Source organism: Clostridia bacterium, assembly GCA_016887505.1.
Taxonomy (GTDB): Bacteria; Bacillota; TC1; order TC1; family UBA5767; genus UBA5767.
In genome coordinates this window covers 1066872-1087290 of record CP069393.1, presented here as the reverse complement: position 1 = coordinate 1087290, position 20419 = coordinate 1066872, and the positions used below count along the sequence as shown (strand labels likewise).

At 40.7% G+C, this 20419-nt stretch carries 17 protein-coding genes and 3 other annotated features; all 17 genes read left to right on the top strand.

What is annotated here, in order from left to right; all coding sequences use genetic code 11:
• The first annotated feature begins 130 nt into the window (after positions 1-130).
• Positions 131-1360, top strand: a complete 1230-nt coding sequence (locus tag JR334_05410) for a hypothetical protein (protein QRN86864.1) — start codon at positions 131-133, stop codon at positions 1358-1360.
• Positions 1361-1445: 85 nt separating this feature from the next.
• On the top strand, positions 1446-3005 hold the full coding sequence (locus tag JR334_05405; GenBank protein ID QRN86642.1) for a DUF3369 domain-containing protein: 1560 nt from the start codon (positions 1446-1448) through the stop codon (positions 3003-3005).
• A 37-nt stretch (positions 3006-3042) separates the two neighbouring features.
• Positions 3043-3756, top strand: coding sequence for a ribonuclease H family protein (locus JR334_05400; protein QRN86641.1), 714 nt, complete (start codon positions 3043-3045; stop codon positions 3754-3756).
• Entirely contained in the window at positions 3737-4210 is a 474-nt protein-coding gene (locus JR334_05395; protein QRN86640.1) for a hypothetical protein, read from the top strand. The genes JR334_05400 and JR334_05395 overlap by 20 nt, the downstream gene beginning before the upstream one ends.
• A gap of 4 nt (positions 4211-4214) precedes the next feature.
• Positions 4215-4961, top strand: coding sequence for an NAD-dependent protein deacylase (locus tag JR334_05390; protein QRN86639.1), 747 nt, complete (start codon positions 4215-4217; stop codon positions 4959-4961).
• 86 nt (positions 4962-5047) lie between these two features.
• Positions 5048-5974 (top strand): radical SAM protein, encoded by a 927-nt coding sequence (locus tag JR334_05385; GenBank protein QRN86638.1) that lies wholly within the window; start codon positions 5048-5050, stop codon positions 5972-5974.
• Between the two features lie 243 nt (positions 5975-6217).
• Positions 6218-6421: a binding site (T-box leader), on the top strand.
• Between the two features lie 31 nt (positions 6422-6452).
• Entirely contained in the window at positions 6453-8357 is a 1905-nt protein-coding gene (gene thrS, locus JR334_05380) for a threonine--tRNA ligase (GenBank protein ID QRN86637.1), read from the top strand.
• A gap of 41 nt (positions 8358-8398) precedes the next feature.
• Positions 8399-8530: a sequence feature (ribosomal protein L20 leader region), on the top strand.
• Between the two features lie 44 nt (positions 8531-8574).
• Positions 8575-9177, top strand: coding sequence for a translation initiation factor IF-3 (locus JR334_05375; GenBank protein ID QRN86636.1), 603 nt, complete (start codon positions 8575-8577; stop codon positions 9175-9177).
• Positions 9178-9198: 21 nt separating this feature from the next.
• A complete protein-coding gene (gene rpmI, locus JR334_05370) occupies positions 9199-9396 on the top strand; it encodes a 50S ribosomal protein L35 (protein ID QRN86635.1) in 198 nt (65 codons plus the stop codon).
• A 22-nt stretch (positions 9397-9418) separates the two neighbouring features.
• On the top strand, positions 9419-9778 hold the full coding sequence (rplT, locus tag JR334_05365; protein QRN86634.1) for a 50S ribosomal protein L20: 360 nt from the start codon (positions 9419-9421) through the stop codon (positions 9776-9778).
• Positions 9779-9879: 101 nt separating this feature from the next.
• Positions 9880-10539: a TrkA family potassium uptake protein gene (locus tag JR334_05360; protein ID QRN86863.1), complete on the top strand. Its 660-nt coding sequence runs from the start codon at positions 9880-9882 to the stop codon at positions 10537-10539.
• Between the two features lie 47 nt (positions 10540-10586).
• On the top strand, positions 10587-11330 hold the full coding sequence (locus JR334_05355; GenBank protein ID QRN86633.1) for an RNA methyltransferase: 744 nt from the start codon (positions 10587-10589) through the stop codon (positions 11328-11330).
• A gap of 40 nt (positions 11331-11370) precedes the next feature.
• Positions 11371-11581, top strand: a binding site (T-box leader).
• 36 nt (positions 11582-11617) lie between these two features.
• Complete coding sequence (gene pheS, locus JR334_05350; protein ID QRN86632.1) at positions 11618-12640, top strand: phenylalanine--tRNA ligase subunit alpha; 1023 nt, start codon at positions 11618-11620, stop codon at positions 12638-12640.
• Between the two features lie 12 nt (positions 12641-12652).
• Positions 12653-15073 (top strand): phenylalanine--tRNA ligase subunit beta, encoded by a 2421-nt coding sequence (locus JR334_05345; GenBank protein ID QRN86631.1) that lies wholly within the window; start codon positions 12653-12655, stop codon positions 15071-15073.
• A 14-nt stretch (positions 15074-15087) separates the two neighbouring features.
• On the top strand, positions 15088-15411 hold the full coding sequence (gene zapA / locus JR334_05340; protein ID QRN86630.1) for a cell division protein ZapA: 324 nt from the start codon (positions 15088-15090) through the stop codon (positions 15409-15411).
• 101 nt (positions 15412-15512) lie between these two features.
• The gene (locus JR334_05335; protein QRN86629.1) at positions 15513-17966 is read left to right on the top strand and encodes a U32 family peptidase; all 2454 of its coding nucleotides are present in this window, start codon (positions 15513-15515) and stop codon (positions 17964-17966) included.
• 12 nt (positions 17967-17978) lie between these two features.
• Positions 17979-20342, top strand: a complete 2364-nt coding sequence (locus JR334_05330) for an endonuclease MutS2 (GenBank protein QRN86628.1) — start codon at positions 17979-17981, stop codon at positions 20340-20342.
• The last annotated feature ends 77 nt before the right edge of the window (positions 20343-20419 follow it).

Sequence of the window (20419 nt, the reverse complement as noted above, 5' to 3'; positions counted from 1 at the left end):
GTTTCTTAGATTCTCAATTAAAAACTCAGGCTTTTTCTCAAAGCAGTCTTTAATGATTATTGGTGGAATATTAGTCCCCTTTATTCTGAATATATTGTTGACGGCAAACATTCTGCAATCACCGCTATATATGACGCCGGTTTCATTTGCAGTAACAATTTTCTTGTTCACATTTGCAATCCTACGGCTTAATTTTTTGAATATCACCCCCATTGCGCTTCAACGAATTGTTGACTTAATATCGGATAGCTTCATTATTATTAACCAGAATTATGAAGTGGTTGATTATAATGAAACCTTTATGAAGACTTTCGAAGGTGTGTTTTTAATTAAACGAAGAGATAATCTGATTGTAAGACTACAAGGAGTTACAGAGTATGGTGTTGATCCTGCGGCAGTCATAAATCTTAATGAAAAAGCCATCGCCTCTAGAGAAACACAAGCTATCGAAAAAAATTACAAAGGAATGATGAGTTCTGGTGAGATTTTTGATAAGATTTTTACCATCGAAATTACACCAATCTATAATGTGGATGACTATCTGGGTACTATCTTATTGTTTAAAGACATTACCCAGAGCAAAAAAGACTTAGAAACCATCAAAGCCAATCAAATAATTATCATGGAGCAAGAGAGAATGGCCTCCCTCGGTCATTTGATTGGTGGAATTGCACATAACCTTAAGACGCCAATTATGTCTATTGCCGGAGGTATTGAGGGCTTAAAGGAACTGGTAGAAGAATACCGTAGTTCTATCGGGGATGAAGAAATTACGGATCAGGACCATCTTGAGATTGCAAGTGATATGTTGGTTTGGCTTGATAAGATGGGGCCGTACTGCTCCTATATGTCAGACATTATTTCTACGGTGAAAGGCCAGGCTGCACAGTTTAATACCACCAATGCGTTAGGCTTTACCATTGATGAATTGCTGAAGAGGGTAGACCTTCTCATGAAACATGAGCTTAACCGTTACCACTGCTCTTTGGAAGTTCAAAGTCAAATAGATAAGAGTTTTGAGATTGTTGGAGAAGTAAGTTCTTTAGTTCAGATATTTGATAACATTATCATCAATTCCATTCAAGCCTATGAAGGGAAACGAGGAGTTATTGAATTAGATATAAGTGAAAATGAGAAGGGAATTTTATTTACGCTTAAAGATTATGGTAAAGGGATGCCTCAGAATGTCAAGGATAGGCTATTTAAGAGTATGATTACGACAAAAGGCAAAGAGGGTACTGGACTGGGGCTTTATATGTCCTATGCCACCATAAAGGGCCGATTTGGTGGCGATATGTGGTTTGAATCAGAAGAAGGATTGGGCACGAAATTCTTTATCTTAATTCCCAAAAAAGAGTAGGAAAATGTATACTATACTTCCAAATTTAGATAGAGTATAATAAAAGTAGAGTGTACAAGCATAATAAATAAGGACGGGGCAATCTATGAGGAAACGTAAAATCACTCCATATTCGGATTATAAAATTATCGCAGTAGACGACGAACAAGGGATTATTGACTCTCTTGAGGTCGTGCTTCGACGAAATGGGTATGATTTTACTGGCGAGACGGACCCGTTGAGAGCAATTGAAAGAATAAAAAATGAGCATTTTGACTTGATGATTCTAGACTATTTGATGTTTCCTTTGCATGGAGATGAGGTTGTAAGACAAATACGAGAATACGACCGCGAGATATACATTCTCCTCCTAACTGGACATAGAGAATTGGCTCCACCGTTGGAAACCATTAAGTCCTTAGCAATACAGGGATACTGTGAGAAGAGCGACAAGTTTGACCAACTGATTTTATTGGTTGAATCAGGAATTAAGTCAATTGATATGCTTAAGACCATTAAAAAATTCCAAGAGGGTCTTAATAAAATCCTATTGGCGGTACCCAAGATTTATCAACTGCAACCATTGGGGAATATTCTAGAAGAAATATTGCAGGAAATCATGCCGCTCGTGAATAGTGAAGATGCCTTTATACTAGTAGATGATATTACAGAAGAAAATAAGTTAGAGGCAGAACACCGCAGTATATTCCGAGGCATTGGTAAATACAAAGCAGAGATTACAGATTTCATGGATATGCTTAGTCCGGAATTAATGGCCAATATTGGTCATGCTCGGACAAACAATGAAGTTGAAATCATCAATGGTGGGGTAATTTTACCTCTATTTAATGAGTATTTGGAATCTATCGGGGTTATTTATGTAGAAATCATCAAAGATGATTTGTTTCATACAACAGATGGTGTAAGTTTGCTGAAAATTTATGCCAGTCAGGCTGCTTCTTCATTGAGCAACGCTTTTTTACATAGCATGGTGAATATGAAGAATGATGAACTGAATAGAACGTATGATGAATTAAAGACCAGGTACATGGATACTATTGTAGCATTACGCTTAGTTGTAGATGCGAAAGATATATATACACGAGGTCACTCAGATCGGGTTGCCTATTACGCCAAAAAATTGGGGACCAAAATCGGACTTGCTGAAGAAGAATTGGAAAAACTGAAAATAGCAGGCCTCTTTCATGACGTGGGGAAAATCGGTACAGCCGATGATATCTTGTCTAAAGCAGAACGACTTAGCAAAGACGAGTTTGATGAGATCAAGAAGCATCCTCTAAAAGGAGCACATATCTTGTCTGCGGTATCCATGTTTAAAGAAGTGGTACCAATCGTTAAATGCCATCATGAACGAATTGATGGGAATGGATATCCAGAAGGTCTTACAGGAGATGAAATACCCTACTATGCCAAAATAATATCCGTAGCAGATGCTTTTGATGCGATGATGTCTGACCGGCAATACCGCTCGAAGCTCGACCTAGGGACTGCGATTGAGCAGCTTAAAGGTGGGCGAGGGACTCAGTTTGATGCAGAAATAGTAGACGTGTTTGTTGATATTCTGAAAGACTTTGATTCAATACAAAAAGACTTGAACGTTTTGAATGATACTATATTAGATAGCAACATAGAAGAAGGACTATAGGTTATAACTTATGGTCTTCTCTTTTTATGGAGGAAAGATGAAACAAAAAAAATATTATGCCGTATACAAAGGGCAACCGCCGGTTCCAGCTATACTTGATGACTGGAATTTGTGCAAAGAAAAGATCCATAACTTTCCAGGAGCGCAATACAAGAGCTTTAAGACCAAGGAAGCGGCTCTAGCTTATTTGGCGATGAAAGACGGAACAGACCCAGTGTCTTTTGCTAAGAAACACACAGAATTAGCGGGTGGGATTCAACTGGCTTTGTTAGAAGATAAAGAGGATTTGATTTACAATAGGCCTAAGGAAACGGAAGTTGATCTTTATGTGGATGGTAGTTTCCAAGAAGGAATTGATGCCTATGGCTATGGCTGCGTATTGGTACGCCATGGAGAAGTGATTGAATCTTTTTCTGGCTTCGGGGACAAAAAAGACGCAGTAGCCCTTCGCAACGTTTCGGGAGAAATGTTAGGAGCCGTTGAGGGATTGAAACGAGTGTATGATTTGGGATACCATTCTGTATCCCTATATTTTGATTATCAGGGAATTGAGTCCTGGGCTACTGGAGAATGGAAACGAAACAATATACACACGGCAGCCTATCATGAATACATGAAGAAGGTTAGACGAAAAATACAGATTTTATTTGTGAAAGTACAAGCGCATAGTGGCAATAAGTGGAATGAAATGGCCGATGTGCTGGCTAAGGAAGGAGTACAAGCAGCGAAACATGGAAAATGTCAAAAATAAAGAGTTAATGAATGAATTAGTCGAGCGGTTATTCCCTCGACGGAAGCAATACCTGTTGAACAGCATGACACCAACTGTGATTGATGGACCGGATGGAAGAAAGATTGCCATGCTAGTGATTGGTGATGATTTGGTAGAAGAGTATCTTTGGGCCCATGAGGGGATTCCTGAGATTCGTGGTACACTCTATCTTGAGGAAAATAAATATAAGATTGGAAAAGATCTGATTATTTCCTTTATAGTGGCCTGTGATGCTGGCACCTTGCATTTTGAAACCAATGTGCAAGGCGATGAACGAAAAGCTCAGCTTTTGATTATGGACGTTCTATCCAAACCGACGGAGGTCGGTATTTTTGTTGTTAATCAGAGTCTGGATATAGTGGCTCTTCTAAAGGCCGACTTTAATCCGGAGCATTATCAGGATTTGTTTGGGTATTTTGGAATCGAGGCATAGAATTATGGAAACCGAATGGAAACAACAAATTGAAACGCTTAGAGAAATATTGGTAAATAGTGAGCGATTGGTATTTTTGGGTGGAGCTGGTGTTAGCACAGAGTCCGGCATACCTGATTACCGATCAGCTAGTGGGCTGTACAATCAGGATTCGGGTGAATTCTATTCAGGGGCAACAATCTTATCTCATAGCTTCTTTATGAAGCATCCGGATATCTTTTACCGGTATTATAAAGGGAAGCTAATTCACAAGGAAGCAAAGCCCAACCGCGCACATGAAGTTTTGGCAAATCTTGAAGCAGACAACCATGTTTCCTTAATTATTACCCAAAATATTGATGGTCTACATGAATTGGCAGGCTCAAAGTTAGTCTACGATATTCATGGCAATATGTATCGCAATTATTGTATCGACTGTAATAAAGAGTATGAATTAGATTATATAATAAATACTGAAAAAGAAGTCCCACGTTGCAATGTATGTGGTGGCATTATTCGTCCAGATGTGGTTCTCTATGAGGAAGGGTTAGATAGCGAACTTCTCCAGGATGCCATTCGAAAAATTAGTCTAGCAGATACCATGCTGGTGGGAGGCACGTCACTTGAAGTAAATCCAGCCAGAGGCTTAGTGCAATACTTTACAGGTAAAAATCTAGTGTTTATCAATTTGGAGGCGACGGGTATGGACCAGTGGGCGACGATGATTATCCGGGGAAAAATTGGTGAAGTTTTAGATGCAACAGGTTTGTAGTTTTGTAGGGATACACTTTTTGGATTGACATGGACACTCTTGCCATTGAGACTGTTAAAGCGTACAGTGAAATGGGAGGAAAGATTATGTATAAATATCGATATATATACGGACCCGTTCCATCAAGGAGACTCGGATTATCATTGGGTGTGAGCCCTATTCCAGACAATCATTGTACTCAATCGTGTATCTATTGTCAGTTGGGCCGAACCCGGAAATTAACGGATGTCAGAGAAGAATATTTTCCCTTGGAAGATATGGAGTCAGAACTGGATCATTTTTTAGCTACACCTAGATCCTTTGACGTTGTAACCATCGTAGGAGAAGGTGAACCAACTCTTTATCTACGGCTAGGAGAATTGATTCGCGCCATTCAAAAACGAACGGAAAAACCGGTTGCTGTAATTACCAACGGTTCTTTACTATGTCATAACGAAATGCGTGAAGAATTGTCTTGTGCAGATATCGTGTTGCCTTCAGTAGATGCAGTTACGGAGAAACAATATAAATACATAAACCGACCATGCAGGCATTTAAGTATTGAGAGTCATTTGGCTGGTATTCAGGAATTTTCCAAATCGTATAAAGGTCAGCTGTGGCTGGAAACGATGATGATAAAGGGAGTAAATGACCGTGACGAAGATCTATTTGCTCTAGGCAAGTATCTAGAGGGTGTTAGCTATGACCGATTGTATATAAATACACCCGTTAGACCACCAGCAGAAAGCTTTGTCGAAGAACCGGACATTGAACGGGTAACTCGGGCGGTAGAAATACTTGGTGGTATTGCCATCAATGAGTTGACCTCGGAAGGATTTTGTAGCGATATTGAAGATGACTTTGAGGCAATACAAAGCATCATCAGGCGTCACCCAATGAATCAGTATGAAATTCGCACGTTTCTGAAGACGAGAGGCTCCGAGGACCCAGAAAAAATACTGGCTTTGATGAATGAAAATCAAGATATTCATAAAATTGAATACAAGAATTATGTGACCTATAGGCTCAATTAGATAGCCTGCCTGATATTGGATAAATAAAAGTGGGTAGGATGTTTTGATAAAAATACGCATCCTGCAGCCGTAGTGAATGATCGTTGTTTGCTATTGGAGGCAGTTGGGTAGTTGTTGGCTTATGTAGTAGAACAAGGATGCGCCTTGGGACTCTTCCCGCGAGAAAACTAAGAGTTCTTTGACGATTTCGTTACTATTGGAGTTGACTTATGCATGGCTTTTTAATATACTGTGCTCATATGAAGAAAGACTGTGAACGGGACAGTAGATGAGATGTATTCTTAGTAGAGAGGGGAGCTAGGCTGGAAATCCCTAGAATATGCTCAATTGAAGACCACCCGGGAGTTCCAGACCGATATGTAGGCTCTGGCGTAGCATCCGCGTTAAGGATTTAAGGAAAGCATTTGCTTTCAAATTAGAGTGGAACCACGGCACTGCGTCTCTAGACGAGTGCCATTTTTTTTATGGAGGAGGAAATATGTTAAATATTACGCTGAAGGACGGAAAGGTCCTGGAAATTGAGAAGGGAACGACCGCATATCAGGTGGCGGAAAATATCAGTAAAAAATTGGCCAAATTTGCCTTAGTGGCAAAGTTTAACGGAGAGCTGATTGATTTGGGGCGTCCTCTCACTGAGGATGGAGAATTGGAAATCTTGGACTTCGCTTCCGAAGAAGGCTTGGATGCTTACCGACATTCTTCAGCTCACATAATGGCTCAAGCGGTTCAGAATTTATTTCCAGATGTTAAGTTTGGCATTGGCCCGGCTATCAAAGATGGATTTTATTATGACTTTGATACAGAGCACAAGTTTACGCCGGAAGATTTGGAAAAGATTGAAAAAGAAGTAGAAAGAATCATCAAGGAAGATTACCAATTTGAGCGCAAAGAAGTTAGCCGTGAGGAAGCGCTCAGCTTTTTCAAAGAGAAAAATGAACAGTATAAAGTGGAATTGATTGAGGCACTACCAGAAGATTCTGTTATCACGATGTATACCCAAGGATCATTCACGGACCTTTGCAGAGGACCACATTTGCCTTCAACTGGCAAACTAAAAGCCATTAAGTTGATGAATTTGGCGGGCGCTTATTGGAGGGGTGATGAAAAGAATAAGATGTTGCAGAGAATCTATGGCACATCTTTCCCCAAAAAGAGTCAGTTGGATGATTATTTAAAACGTTTGGACGAAGCCAAAAAACGGGACCATAGACGATTAGGCAAAGAATTGGACCTGTTCACTATTGAAGAAGAAGGTCCTGGTTTCCCTATCTTTTTGCCCAAAGGAATGATTCTCAGAAATGAGTTGGAAGATTTTATGCGTGATGAATATCGCAAGTGGGAATATGAAGAAATTAAGACTCCCATTATTCTGAACCGTTCTTTGTGGGAACAATCAGGCCATTGGGATCATTACAAAGAGAATATGTACTTTACTCAGATTGACGATGTAGATTATTCGATAAAGCCGATGAACTGCCCGGGTTGTATGCTTGCCTATAAGTATGCCCAGCATTCTTACCGTGAATTGCCTATCCGTTATGCTGAGATGGGCTTGGTACACCGTCATGAAAAATCTGGTGTTCTCCACGGCTTGATGCGAGTACGTGCTTTTACGCAAGATGATGCTCATATCTTTATGCTCTACTCACAGATTACGGATGAAATAAAAAAAGTAATTGAGATGATTGATGAAATATACAAGGTGTTTGGTTTCTCCTATAATATTGAGTTATCGACTAGACCGGAAAAAGCGATGGGAGATATTGCCCTTTGGGACAAAGCAACAGATGATTTGAGACAAGCTCTTGAAGATTTAAAACTTCCGTATGTTATTAATGAAGGCGATGGAGCATTCTATGGTCCTAAGATCGATTTCCATTTAGAAGATTCTATCGGCCGTACGTGGCAGTGTGGAACCATTCAACTTGATTTCCAAATGCCTGAAAAATTTGATATTAACTATATTGGAGAGGACGGAAACAAACATCGTCCCGCTATGATTCATAGGGCTATTTTCGGCTCAGTTGAACGCTTTATTGGAATCTTGATAGAACATTATGCCGGCGCATTCCCAACCTGGTTGGCACCTGTACAGGCTAGAGTGTTATCTATTTCAGAAAACAATCTAGAATATTGTCAAAATGTCGTAGCAGAACTAAAGAAAAACGGCATCCGAGCAGAACTGGATGTTCGGAATGAAAAGATTGGTTATAAGATTCGGGAAGCACAAGTACAAAAAATCCCCTACATGCTGGTAGTTGGTGACCAAGAGATGGAAAACAACACGGTGGCGGTTCGACCTAGAGCTGGAGGAAAACAAGAAGTGCTTAGCGTTGAGCAGTTTGCAACAAACATCTTAGACGAGATTGCAAACAAAAGATAATGGTTGACGAAGTGAATGTTTTCTGTTATCCTCAATAAAGATAAGGCAAGAAGAAACGTCCGTTTCTCACCATACAGCTAGCGCTTGTTTGGTTACTGACAATCTGTACTCAGAGTAATCTGAATGATTTTGTTATGACGCGGATGATTTTTCATCCGCTTTTTTTATTAAACCACGGAGGTGAATTCCCATAGCTAAAAATGAAAGAATCAATGATATGATTCGCGCGAAAGAAGTCAGACTGATTGGACCTGAAGGTGAAGCGTTCGACATCGTACCGTTGAACAAGGCAAAAGAGATTGCCAGAGAAGCAGGTCTTGATTTGGTTGAGATAGCTCCCCAGGCCAAGCCACCAGTTTGCAAGGTGATGGATTACGGGAAATTCAAATACGACAAATTGAAGAGACAAAAGGAAGCACGCAAAAAGCAAAAAACAATTGTCGTTAAAGAAGTTAAATTCAGAATCAAGATTGAAGAACATGATTTTCAGGTAAAGGCCAAGAATGCCAAGAAATTTTTGTTGGCCGGCAACAAACTGAAGGTTACCATTATGTTCAGAGGCAGGGAAAGAAGTCACCCGGAGATGGGACGCGAAATTTGTTTAAAATTGGCAAAACAGATGGACGCATTCTCAACAATTGAGAAAATGCCCAAAGCGGAAGGAAGAAACATGATTATGATTCTAAATCCGCTTCCCGAAAAAGAATTGGAATCATATTTGAAGTCTCAAGAAAAAGTAGATCAGAAAGTTGAAATAGAAGCTGAAACTGAAGCTACAATAGAAGCTGAAACTGAAGCTATACCTAAGATTGAAGAATAGATAGCTAAAGGAGGAAAGACTATGCCAAAAATGAAAAGCCACAGAGGCGCAGCAAAACGTTTCAAGAAGACCGGTAGTGGAAAATTTAAAAGAGGCCATGCTTTTACTAGTCATATTTTGGAGCACAAAAGCCCTAAACGGAAGCGTGGATTGAGAAAAGTTAGTGTACTGAATGCGACTGAGCAGAAACGCGTAGAGAAGCTTCTGCCCTACAGCTAGAAAAATTTAGGAGGAAAAGCACATGGCAAGAGTGAAAAGAGGGGTAACTGCCCGTCGTCGTCATAAAAAAATACTAAAACAAGCTAAAGGTTACTTTGGCATGAAGTCAAAGATTTTCAGACCAGCGAATCAGCAGGTTATGAAATCCTTAGCATATTCATATGCTCATAGGAAAAAGAAAAAAGGCGATTTCAGAAAACTGTGGATTCAGAGAATCAATGCTGCAACTAGGATGGAAGGCATGTCCTACAGCAGATTTATCAATGGTTTGAAGGTATCAGGCGTTGAAATCAACCGAAAAGTATTGGCTGATTTGGCAGTAAATGACCAAGAAGCTTTTAAAGGCTTGGTTTCTGTAGCTAAAGAAGGTCTAAACGCGTAATTAGAAAGGATGAACCCTAGGGTTCATCCTTTTTTCATTATTCTTCTAACATTGAAGGCTAGAATCCATTGTGTTATGATATGTTTAACTTGATTCAAAGGATGGATAATATGAGAGAATTTGTGGTAATTGGGTTAGGGCGTTTTGGTTCTAGCTTGGCTAGAGAATTAGTAGACCTCGGACATAGTGTATTGGCTATTGATGCTTCAGAAGCCAAAGTACAAGAAATATCTGAAGTAGTATCTCATGCTGTATATGCTGATGCTACTGACGAAGATGCATTAAAGGCTTTAGGGATTCGTAATTTTGAAGTTGCAGTAGTATCCATAGGAGAAGATATCCAGGCTAGTATATTGGCCACATTAATTCTAAAGGAAATGGGTGTTAAAACGGTAGTGGTTAAAGCCATTAGCGCCTTGCATGCAAAAGTGTTGGAAAAAATTGGTGCAGACCGCATTATTTTTCCAGAACGTGAGATGGGTGTCAAGGTGGCCCATTCTTTAGCTGCGCCGAATGTATTGGATTATATGTCATTGGATAAGGACTATGGTATTGAGGAAGTGGCTATACCAGAACGATTCATCGGTAAGAGTTTGTTGGACTTAAACCTGAGATCGAAATATGGGATTACTGTAATTGCCGTCAAGAGAAATAATGAGCTAATTCATAGTCCCGGTGCAGAGACTGTATTTCAAGATATGGATACCGCAGTAATCGTGGGAACCATAAAAGGTCTGAAGGGATTTGGAGATAAAAGTTAGTGTATACCGTTATTCGCTCGAAGAGCAACGAAGAATACAAGCAAATAATGAAATGTAAAACTAGAAGAGGCCGTGATAAACAAGGCCTTTTCATTTTAGAGGGAGAAAAACCAATTCGTGAAGCTTTATTAGCTGGAATTGCTCCGGTCGTCTTGTATGTCCGTGAAAATTCTCCTGTGATTGAGGAGTTACCTGGATTGCTCGGGGAAAAGCAAGAAACTGTTCGAATCCTAGAAACGAATATGTTTGATGCATTGTGTGAGACCGTAACTTCGCAAGATCTTTTTTTTGCAGGTCGTATACCCAAACACGATATGAAGGAATACGCTGGTACAGGGGATTTACTAATCATAGACCAAGTCCAAGATCCTGGAAATTTGGGAACGATTCTAAGGACTAGCGTGGCTGCTGGCATCCTAGATATTGTGCTCACCAAGGGGACAGTGGATTTGTATAATCCTAAAGTATTGCGGTCTTCTGCAGGGGGATTTTTCAAATGCAGGATATATTATTCTAATGAGTATAGTGTCTTATTGGATCGGCTACAAGAGCTGGGAGTGGAAGTGGTCTGCGCTGATGTAGATGGAACAGTAGACCTATTTAGTTTGAAAAAAGAAGGACCACAGGCACTGATTGTCGGCAACGAAGGCAATGGACCGGATAGGGCCCTAATAAATGGTGCAGGTCAACTGGTACGGATACCAATGCCTGGAGGTAGCGAATCGCTTAATGTATCCGTGGCAGCCGCACTCCTAGTGTATGAATCAGTACGTAAAAGAAAGACTGATTGATGAAAATAATTAGATATGATATAATTTTACGATATTAATAAGAATAACTTTGATCGGGATAAGTATTGGAATAAGACCGTTGTAAGAGAGTGGGATCTTGGCTGCAAATCCCATAGCGGATTGGCCAAGAAATTCACCTGGGAGTTGCGAACTGAAATAGAGTAGGGGAGCCGGCATCCGCCGTTATCGGAAGTGAGTGGACTTAGTGTCAATTTGGGTGGTACCGCGGAATGTAACCTTCCGTCCCTTGGGGATGGAGGGCTTTTTATATTAAAAGGAGGAATCTCATGAGAGATCAGTTGAATGAAATTCGTGAAAACGCGAAACTGGCGATTGAAAAAGCGACTTCATTAGAAGAATTAAAGGATATTCAGGTGCAGTTCCTGGGTAAAAAAGGTAAGTTGACTCAGGTCCTTCGTGGCATGGGCAAGCTTAGTTCGGAAGAACGCCCAGCCATTGGTCAACTGGCGAATGTTATACGTGATGAATTAGGTGCGTCATTCGACAGAAGCAGCAAGGCCTTGTCTAAAAAGGCGATGGAGCAAAAACTGAATGGCGAAACAATTGATGTTACCCTTCCGGGTAAAAAGATGAAGTTGGGAAATAAACATCCGGTAACATTAGTTGAAGAACGCATAAAAGAGATATTTTCACAGATGGGTTACACGGTAGAAGAAGGACCAGAAGTAGAAACAGATTACTATAATTTTGAACGTCTGAACATTCCGAAGAATCATCCAGCTAGAGAAATGCAAGATACATTTTATATTTCTGAGGACATCGTCTTAAGGACCCATACTAGTCCGGTGCAGGCGAGAGTGATGGACGAGCTAAGTCCACAACTCCCTGTTAAAATTATTGCTCCAGGACGTGTGTTCCGCCGCGATGATGATGCTACCCATTCTCCAATGTTTCACCAGGTAGAAGGGCTGATAGTAGACGAGAACATCACCTTTGCAGATTTACGGGGTACCTTGCTAGAATTCATCAAGCAGATGTTCGGGGAGGACAGAGAAATACGCTTGCGTCCTAGCTATTTCCCATTTACTGAACCAAGTGCAGAGGTGGATGTATCGTGCTTATTCTGTAATGGCGAAGGATGCCGTTTATGCAAACAAACCGGATGGATTGAGATTCTTGGTAGTGGTATGGTTCATCCTCATGTGCTGGAGATGGCTGGATATGACAGCAAGAAGGTTACTGGATTTGCTTTCGGTGTGGGAATAGATCGGATTGCCATGTTGAAATACGGTATTGATGATATGCGGCTGTTATTTGAGAACGACATTCGTTTCTTGGAACAGTTTTAGAGGAGGACGGACATGAAAGCAACCAAGAATTGGTTAAAACAATATATAGATCGAACATTTACAACGGATGAAATTGATGTTGGACTGACCCAAGCAGGCATTGAAGTGGAAGGCGTTGACGACCTGTCAGCCTCATTTTCCGGTGTTGTGGTTGGAAAGGTCGTGGACCGCATAAAACATCCTAATGCTGACCGTTTATCGCTTTGTAAGGTAGATGTAGGCGAAGGAGAACTACTGCAGATCATATGCGGTGCTGCAAACTGCACAGCCGGTATGAAAACTCCTGTTGCGAAGGTGGGTGCAGTACTACCCGGGGGCTTTAAAATTAAAAAAGCCAAGCTGAAAGGGTTAGAATCATTTGGTATGCTCTGTTCTGCACAGGAACTTGAGATTGATTCAGCCTTGCTTTCTGAGTCAGAAAGAGAAGGCATTTGGACTCTACCGGATGACTGGGAAATAGGGATGGACTTAAAAGAGGCCATTGGATTTGACGATGTCACCTTTGAATTGGGTATTACACCAAACAGGTCAGATTGTTTGGGCATGCTTAATGTTGCTCGAGAATTGGGCATGATGTACAAAGAAAAGGTTATGATACCAGAGGTAAATGATACCTCAGACGATACGGCTGCTGCAGAGTATGCTTCTGTAGAAATAGAGAATCCTGAACTATGCAACCGCTATATTGCTCGTATCGTAAAGAATATTTCAATTGGTCCGTCACCACTTTGGATGCAAAAAGTTCTACGCGCTAGTGGGATGAGACCCATTAACAATATCGTTGATATTACCAACTATGTTATGTTGGAAACAGGGCAGCCTCTACATGCTTTCGACTACGATAAGTTGGAAGAAGGAAAAATAGTAGTTCGAGCAGCGCGTGATGGTGAAAAGATGACTACCTTAGATGGCGTAGACAGAGTGCTAGAGCCAGATATGATTCTGATCACAGATGCTAAGAAACCGGTTGCCATTGCAGGTGTAATGGGTGGTAAAAATTCTGAAGTAGATGAGAATACTGTGAATATTTTATTTGAAAGTGCTCATTTTCATTATGCTCACGTGCGTAATACCAGCCGTAAATTGGGACTTAGATCGGAAGCATCCAGTCGTTTTGAAAGAGGGGTTCCACCGGAAATCTCGATGTATGCAATAAATCGAGCAGTAGATTTGGTTGAACAGATGCAGGCTGGAACAGCTGTACCAGGTGTCATAGATAGCTATCCAATCAAACAAGAAAAACACATTATTGAACTGGAGCCTAGCAGGGTCAATTCAACGTTGGGTACCAATATTAGTGCCTCAGACATGTACTCCTATTTTGAGCGTTTGGGATTTGATGTAATTAAAGTACCTGGTTCTGAAAGAGCTAAGATTGATATTCCCTTCTATCGCATGGACATTACAAGACATGTGGATTTAATCGAGGAAGTAGCTAGAATCTATGGTTACGATAAGATTCCAACTACATTACCAGTTTCTGCGACGAATACCAAGAGACAAAAACCGGAAATCACACTGACCGGACGGGTAAAAGATATTTTGTATGGTTTGGGGCTTTCCGAAATTATTACCTATGCCTTCATTAACCCTAAAGAATATATCAAGTTACAGCATGAAGAATGGTTGGATTCATCAGTACATATTTTGAATCCTCTATCAGAAGCGCAGAGCGTAATGAGAGTATCGCTACTACCAGGTATCTTGAATATTGCTAAAAACAATATACGAAAAAATCAGAAGAATCTCCAAATATACGAAGTGGGTAAGGTATTTGAGCAATACAAAAAAGATGAATTACCCAAAGAAAAACGCCGTGTAGCCTGTCTTGTGACTGGTGAACGAATCAAAAATTGGTATGGCTATTCGGAAGAAGTAGATTTCTTCTATTTGAAAGGAATTACGGAATCATTGTTGGAAAATCTGGGTATCGACAAGGTTTCTTTTGTTCCCCAGAAGGATGATGGTATTTTTCATCCTGGCCGATGCGCTTCCATTATGGTTAAAGGCGAGAATGTGGGTATTTTGGGCGAAGTTCATCCACAAGTGTTGGAAAATTATGCCATTAAGGAACGCACATACGTCATGGAACTGAGTCTTGACGGATTTGTTGGATCGATAGCGAATGTGACAAGCTATAAAGAATTGCCTAAGTATCCTTCTTCCAATAGGGACATCGCGTTTACCATCCAAAAAGAAGTGCTTGATTCAGAAATAATGCAAGTTATTGAAGATGCTTCCAATGACAAGCTAGTGGACTATCGTCTCTTTGATGTATATAATGGAGAGCAGATAGAGGATGGTTATAAGTCCTTGGCCTACAACCTGACCTACCAGGATAGCGAAAAAACGCTGACTGATGAGGAAGTGGCTGAGATTCATCAATCTATTCAGAAAAGTCTAGAAGAAAAATTGGGGGCTAAACTGAGATAAGAATGGAGGAACCTATGGAACGAGTCAGCGGAAATGTGAGGAGAATTCCTGTTACCATTTATGATCGTGACTACCTAGTGCGAACGGATGAGACTGTGCAACACATCAATCATCTAGCGCATATGCTTGACGGCAAGATGAGAGAAATCTCTGGTGGGAATCCAAACATCATGGAAGTCAAGGTAGCCGTTCTTGCGGCGTTGACTATTCTGGACGAGAGGATGAAAATTCAAGATAAATATGAAGAATTGTTGACTTTACTGGGAAACTGTACTGATCCTTGTATCGACCATGAAGAGGAGATTGAAGGGCAGCGCACCATTTCAGAATACGAGTGAAATAAACGAGAACGGACCACAATGTGGTACCGTTCTTGTTTATATTTGCCTTAATGCGTTGGAATGGATAGAATGGTATCTGGAACTTGGAGGATATGAATGTGAGAAATATTGAATTATTGGCTCCGGCTGGAAACCTAGAGTCATTCTTTGCTGCTGTGCGCAGTGGTGCGGATGCTGTTTATTTGGGAAGCCAAGGCTTTAATGCTAGACAAAATGCAACAAACTTCAGCATGGAAGAACTAGGTCAGGTAGTGGAGTTTGCCCATGCACATGATGTGAAGGTATATATTACTTTAAATACATTGGTTAAAAATCAAGAATTATCCCAATTATTGCAGGCCTTAAATGATTTAGTGAAAGCAAATGTAGATGCCATAATTGTGCAGGATTTAGGCATTTTTTGGTTGGTAAATCGCTATTTTCAGGGTTTGGCCCTGCACTCTAGTACTCAGTTGACGGTTAATAATACTCTTGGTATAGAGTATTTGAAAAAGTTGAATGTTGAAAAAGTTGTAGTTGCTAGAGAAAACAGTATTTCAGATATTAAATCGATGGCGAAAACTGGAATGGCTTTAGAGGTATTTATTCATGGTGCCATGTGCATCTGTTATTCTGGTCAATGTTTAATGAGTAGCATGATTGGCGGACGGAGTGGAAATCGGGGCCGCTGTGCTCAGCCATGTCGTCTGACCTACACCCTGTTAGATTCTTCTAACAAGGAACTGAATGGTGAGATTGGGGAACATTTGTTAAGCCCCAAGGATTTGAATACATGGGATATATTGCCGGAACTAATTGAGGCAGGCGCAGTATCCTTGAAAATTGAAGGCCGCATGAAACGGCCCGAATATGTAGCTACCGTGGTCCGTGCCTATCGAGAACGTTTAGACGCAGTAGATTCTGCTTTAGATGATGCGCGTTCGATTCAGGTGGAAACAGAACTAAAACAGATATTTAATCGTGAGTTCACCCATGGATACATGCATACCAACCCTGGACAGGAGCTGATGAGCTACAAACGCCCCAACAATAGGGGATTACAGTTGGGACGTATCGACCGTGCTACTGAAAATGGGTTTGCAATCCGACTCAAAGAAGATTTGAGAGTTGGAGATGGCGTGGAAATATGGGTGAGCAAGGGTGGTAGAAAAGGTTTTGAGATAACCTCGCTTGAGCAAGAGGGACAATCTGTGGAAGAGGCTCTAAAGGATACCACCGTGAATGTGGGATTTGGTGGACGTGTATTTCCAGGAGACCGAGTATTCAAGACGAGTGATATATCTTTGAACCAGAAGGCTAAGAGTAGTTATGAAAACCAGGACTTATCAATCTATGAAAAGGTAGAAGTGTGGATTTCTGGTAGCTTAGATAAGCCGTTATCAATGCGCATACAAACTGAATCAGGCGAGACAGTGTCTGGAGAAACGGAACAAAATTTACAGGAAGCAAGACAGCACCCACTGGATGAAGAAATAATTAGGAAAAAGATGCGGTTTGGGAATACCAGGTATCGCCTGGATGAACTTCATATAGATCTTGGAGCTAATCTTATGATTCCTATTAGTCAGCTGAATGCCTTGCGCAGAAATCTTACGGACGAGCTTGAACGAGGGCATCAGGTTAAAGATGTCTATTCAGAACTTGAACTTGAGCATATTGAGAAGGAACTCAGTTCTAAAATAACCAGCAGCAAGGAAGCGGAGAAATTAGTAGCAGAAGTAGATGATGAATACCAGGCTAGAGCAGCACTAGGTGCGGGAGCTGATTTGGTATATATTCATATGAACCGTGTTCGAACTAGCATAGAGCTAAATCCGGCATTATTGAATGAAGAAGACAAAAAAAGAGCGCTATATATTCTCCCGCGCATTATTCGGGAATCCGAGATTGCTGCCCTAGTAAAGAACCTTAAAAAGCTGAAAGGGAATTGTGCTGGTTTTATTGCACCTAGTATAGGAGCAATTGAGTTACTCGAATCAGAGTCACTAGGACCAATCTATGGAGACTATGCCTTGAATGTGATGAATAATCTAGCACTACGCGAGTTGTCTAACAGAAAGTTAGCCGGTGTCTGTATATCGCCAGAATTGAGTCTTAGCGAGATGTTAGAAATGCGTGGCGAAATGCTATTAGAAGCGGTCGTACATGGCAGTATGCCGTTAATGACTAGTGAACATTGCGTAGTAGGTGCTGTTGCTGGTGACAAACATGGGCATCATTGTAAAATGCCTTGCAAGCAGGGAAGATACAGTTTCAAGGATAGAAAGAATTATATTTTCCCCTTACTACTGCAGCAAGATTGTACCATGCAAGTCTTGAATGCTAGAGAACTCTGTGCAATTGAAGAAGTACACAGTTTATTAGCAGGTCCGATTAGTCGAGTTCGTTTGCTGCTACGTGAAAGAACAGAAGATGATATCCAAGTAATCTGTAAAAGTTATCGGAAAGTTATGAACAGCAATAGACTAGATGCCAGCCAGGTTAAAAAGGAACTAGATGAGATAAGTCCTTACGGACTTACCAAAGGCCATTATTATCGTGAGGTGGAATAACAATTGAAGGACATGATTGGAAAAGATGCTAGAACCTTGGAATTGGATAAAATTCTAGAAAAATTATGGAGGCTTTGTAATAATGCTTTATCCCAGGAACTAGTGGAAGAACTAGAACCAATTCGTGATTTAGATATTTTAAAGGAACGCTACCGTGAAAATAAAGAGGCTGTTGATATATTACGTCTCGGATATCCAGTGCCAGTATTGCGTTTTCATGATATTAGGGAGCATTTGAAAAGAACGCAAAGCGGTGGAGTTCTAGATGTAATAGAACTGAGCGATATCAAGGATTTTTTACTACTCAACGAAGAAGTTCTAGCAGCGAAGAATGTATATTCAGAATATGAATGCCTTGATGAGTGGGTTTCCCATCTTCAATCATTTCTATCTTTAAAAGATAGGCTTGTGCAAACGGTAGACAACGATGGTCGAATATTAGATAAGGCTAGCAAGAAGCTACATGCTCTTAGAAGATCTCAAATTACCATTGCGGCAAGAATTAAAAGCAGAATGGAAGATTTGGTACATTCTGATTCAGGCAAAAAGCTTCTACAAGACCAGTTGGTTACCATACGGAACAATAGATATGTGGTACCACTCAAGGCTGAGCACCGAGGAAAAATTCCGGGCATCATTCATGACCAATCCGCAACGGGCTCTACTCTTTATCTTGAACCAAACTTTGCGGTCGAGCTTAATAATGAGTTAAAGCAAAATGAATTGGATGAGCAAGAAGAAATCCGCCGAATTCTAAGGGAAATGAGTAGAGAAATTGCAGATTCTGCCAAGATTCTAGCAAGCAACATACGAATTATTGGTGAATTGGATTTTATCTTTGCTCGAGCACGACTTTCAAAGGAGATGGATGCGACGTCTCCTAGGCTAAACCAAACTGGCTTTGTACATTTAAAACAAGCGCGACATCCCCTAATTCAAGGGCATGTTGTACCCAACGATATTATGCTAACGGAAGAATCACGTTGTGTTGTAATTACTGGTCCCAACACCGGGGGGAAGACTATTGTTCTAAAGACCTTGGGCTTGTTGATCCTTATGGCCGAGATGGGATTAGACTTACCCTGTGATACGGATTCAGATGTGGCGTTATTTGACTATATTTATGCGGATATTGGTGATGAACAAAGCATAGAACAGTCACTTAGTACTTATTCATCGCATATGACCAACATTATTAGGATTATCAACCAGGTTACCGAACAATCCCTAGTCCTTTTGGATGAGCTTGGGGCGGGGACTGATCCCACAGAGGGAGCTGCTCTTGCATCTAGCTTGTTAGAATATTTTAATGAGAAAGGGGCTAGAATTATGGCAACCACTCATTATGGTGAGCTTAAGGCATTTGCTTATAAGCATGAGGGTGTAATCAATGCCTCTGTGGAATTTAATACCGAGACCTTGCAGCCGACCTATAAGCTACTTATGGGGACACCAGGTTTGAGTAATGCACTTATGGTGGCGAAGCAACTCGGATTAGAGCAGAATATTATCAACAGAGCAAAGGAATATATTTCTGAAGAAGAGTTAGAAATTTCACAGATGATTCAAGACTTAGAGGAAAAGCGCAAACAGGCTCATGAAATGGCTGAAAAGACTGAGTTATTGACTTTGGAAGTGGAACGTTTGCGATCAGAATTGGAAAATCAAGAACGTACTTATGAAGAAAAGCATCGAGTCACCATGGAGAAGGCATACGAAGAAGCGGAAATGGTCTTAGTACAGGCGAAACGGGATGCAGAAGAGTTAATCAAGGAATTAAAGATTGGCATGAAGCAGAATTCTAGAGAAGCCCAGATGAATGCAGCCAACCAAGCTAGAGACAAACTGAAAAACAAGAAAAGTGTTTGGTCTGATAAAAAAGAATCTTATAGGGCAACTAGATCAGGGTCAAATACAAAATTAAAGCTTGGAGATACGGTGCAGGTGCTGAGCCTAGGACAGAAGGGCAATGTGTTGACTTTGCCCAATAATAAAGGGGAAGTACAAGTCCAAATAGGTATTATGAAAACCAGTGTTTCAGTGGATGATCTACAAAAGACAAGCTCGATGGAGGTAAAGCCTGAAAGAATTAACCAAGCTCGCATGCGAAGTGAAAAGAGCAAGTACATTTCTCCAGAGATTGATATTCGAGGTTGTACCAGTGATGAAGCGTATGAGGTACTTGAAAAGTATCTAGATGATGCGATATTGGCTGGTCTATCTAATGTGCGTATTATACACGGAAAAGGAACGGGAGCCTTACAGCGATTTACAACGGAGTACTTGAAGGAGCACAGGAGTATTCAAAAGTATGAAATGGCTGAACAAAATGCTGGTGGAAGTGGAGTTACGATAGCGTATTTGAGTAATAAATAGATGAAACTGTGTTGGGCCTAAAAGTAAATTAATTTCTGGATTTTCAGGATGAAGAGTTATTGCAAAAGAAAAAGCCG

Excerpts from the sequence above, each read along its gene's own strand:
- zapA (QRN86630.1), top strand. The coding sequence starts at position 15,088 with ATGGAACGAGTCAGCGGAAATGTGAGGAGAATTCCTGTTACCATTTAT.
- JR334_05330 (QRN86628.1), top strand. The coding sequence starts at position 17,979 with ATGATTGGAAAAGATGCTAGAACCTTGGAATTGGATAAAATTCTAGAA.
- JR334_05400 (QRN86641.1), top strand. The coding sequence starts at position 3,043 with ATGAAACAAAAAAAATATTATGCCGTATACAAAGGGCAACCGCCGGTT.
- JR334_05405 (QRN86642.1), top strand. The coding sequence starts at position 1,446 with ATGAGGAAACGTAAAATCACTCCATATTCGGATTATAAAATTATCGCA.
- JR334_05375 (QRN86636.1), top strand. The coding sequence starts at position 8,575 with ATGATTCGCGCGAAAGAAGTCAGACTGATTGGACCTGAAGGTGAAGCG.
- JR334_05410 (QRN86864.1), top strand. The coding sequence starts at position 131 with ATGACGCCGGTTTCATTTGCAGTAACAATTTTCTTGTTCACATTTGCA.
- JR334_05360 (QRN86863.1), top strand. The coding sequence starts at position 9,880 with ATGGATAATATGAGAGAATTTGTGGTAATTGGGTTAGGGCGTTTTGGT.
- JR334_05345 (QRN86631.1), top strand. The coding sequence starts at position 12,653 with ATGAAAGCAACCAAGAATTGGTTAAAACAATATATAGATCGAACATTT.
- JR334_05385 (QRN86638.1), top strand. The coding sequence starts at position 5,048 with ATGTATAAATATCGATATATATACGGACCCGTTCCATCAAGGAGACTC.
- rplT (QRN86634.1), top strand. The coding sequence starts at position 9,419 with ATGGCAAGAGTGAAAAGAGGGGTAACTGCCCGTCGTCGTCATAAAAAA.
- JR334_05355 (QRN86633.1), top strand. The coding sequence starts at position 10,587 with ATGAAATGTAAAACTAGAAGAGGCCGTGATAAACAAGGCCTTTTCATT.
- thrS (QRN86637.1), top strand. The coding sequence starts at position 6,453 with ATGTTAAATATTACGCTGAAGGACGGAAAGGTCCTGGAAATTGAGAAG.
- JR334_05395 (QRN86640.1), top strand. The coding sequence starts at position 3,737 with ATGGAAAATGTCAAAAATAAAGAGTTAATGAATGAATTAGTCGAGCGG.
- rpmI (QRN86635.1), top strand. The coding sequence starts at position 9,199 with ATGCCAAAAATGAAAAGCCACAGAGGCGCAGCAAAACGTTTCAAGAAG.
- pheS (QRN86632.1), top strand. The coding sequence starts at position 11,618 with ATGAGAGATCAGTTGAATGAAATTCGTGAAAACGCGAAACTGGCGATT.
- JR334_05390 (QRN86639.1), top strand. The coding sequence starts at position 4,215 with ATGGAAACCGAATGGAAACAACAAATTGAAACGCTTAGAGAAATATTG.